At 71.2% G+C, this 1,554-nt stretch carries 2 protein-coding genes; both read left to right on the top strand.

All coding sequences use genetic code 11. The annotated features are described in order from the left end of the window. Positions 1–807, top strand: an 807-nt coding sequence (locus GUY60_RS37575; protein ID WP_246236160.1) for an ABC transporter permease, incomplete at its 5' end; no start/stop codon positions are given. Next, on the top strand, positions 780–1,550 hold the full coding sequence (locus GUY60_RS37580) for an ABC transporter ATP-binding protein (RefSeq protein WP_161705980.1): 771 nt from the start codon (positions 780–782) through the stop codon (positions 1,548–1,550). The genes GUY60_RS37575 and GUY60_RS37580, both read left to right, overlap by 28 nt. Positions 1,551–1,554: the final 4 nt, after the last annotated feature.

Raw genomic sequence — 1,554 nt, forward strand, 5'->3', positions numbered from 1 at the left:
GCTCCCGAGCTCGTCCCCCTCACCTCCGCCTCCACCCGCCGCACCCGCGTGCCGCGTTGGCTGCGGCGTACCTCCGGGCCGCTGCTGCTGCTCGTACTGTGGCAACTCCTCAGCGCCACCGGGGTGTTGAAGCCCGACGTGCTGGCCGCGCCCGGCACCATCGCCGGGGTCGCCGGGGATCTGATCGCCGACGGGTCGCTCACCTCGGCCATGGGGGTGTCGCTGCAGCGGGTCGCGCTCGGGTTGGTGCTCGGGACCGTCGTCGGGACCGTGCTCGCCCTCGTCTCCGGGCTGTTCCGCGTCGGTGAGGATCTCGTCGACGCGAGTGTGCAGATGCTGCGCACCGTGCCGTTCGTCGGGCTGATCCCGCTGTTCATCATCTGGTTCGGGATCGGTGAGGCCCCGAAGGTCGCCATCATCACGATGGGCGTGACCTTCCCGCTCTATCTGAACGTGTACGCCGGGATCCGCGGCGTCGACTCCCAGCTGATCGAGGCGGGGCAGTCGCTCGGGCTCTCGCGGTGGGGGCTCGTACGGCATGTGGTGCTGCCGGGGGCGTTGCCCGGCGCCATGACCGGGCTGCGGTTCTCGCTCGGGGTGGCGTGGCTGGCGCTCGTCTTCGCCGAGCAGGTCAACGCCGACTCGGGCATCGGTTTCCTGATGGTGCAGGCGCGGGACTTCCTGCGGACCGATGTGATCGTCGTCTGCCTGATCGTGTACGCGTTCCTCGGCCTGCTCGCCGACTTCGTCGTCCGAACCCTCGAAAGGCTGTTGCTGCAATGGCGACCGACGTTCACGGGGCAGTGACCCCGACCCCGTCCGAGGACCACTCCGCCGCCGTACGCGTCTCCGGGCTCTCCCGTACGTTCGACGGCCGGCGCGTGATCGACGGGCTCGAACTGACCGTGCGGCCGGGCGAGTTCGTGGCGCTGCTCGGGCGCAGCGGCTGCGGCAAGTCGACGTTGCTGAAGATCCTCGCGGGCCTCGACCGGGACATCCAGGGCACCGCGCTCGTGCCGCGCCGCAAGGCCACCGCGTTCCAGGCGCCGCGGCTCATGCCGTGGAAGCGGGTGTGGCGCAATGTGCTGCTCGGGCTGCCCGGCAAGCCCGAACGCGCCCTGGCGGAACGGGCGTTGGCGGAGGTCGGGCTCGACCATCGCGTCGACGCCTGGCCCAAAACACTGTCCGGCGGCGAGGCGCAGCGGGCCTCGCTCGCCCGTGCCCTGGTGCGCGAGCCGGATCTGCTGCTGCTCGACGAGCCGTTCGGTGCGCTGGACGCGCTCACCCGGATCAAGGCCCAGCGGCTCGTCGGTGAGTTGTGGCAGCGGCGCGGGTGCGCGGTGCTGCTTGTCACCCATGACGTGGAGGAGGCGGTGCTGCTCGCGGACCGTGTCCTGGTCATGGACGACGGGGTGATCGCGCACGAGACGCGGATCGATCTGCCGCGACCGCGCGACATCTCCGATCCGGGCTTCGGTGAGCTGCGCGCCCAACTCCTCGACCGCCTCGGCGTCGAGGCACCCACCGCCACACCCGTCCCGGCCGCCTGAGCGC

The organism is Streptomyces boluensis (assembly GCF_009908195.1).
Taxonomy (GTDB): domain Bacteria; phylum Actinomycetota; class Actinomycetes; order Streptomycetales; family Streptomycetaceae; genus Streptomyces; species Streptomyces boluensis.

What these genes read in the sequence shown, in the direction of transcription:
- GUY60_RS37580 (WP_161705980.1), top strand. Translation starts at nt 780, where the DNA reads ATGGCGACCGACGTTCACGGGGCAGTGACCCCGACCCCGTCCGAGGAC.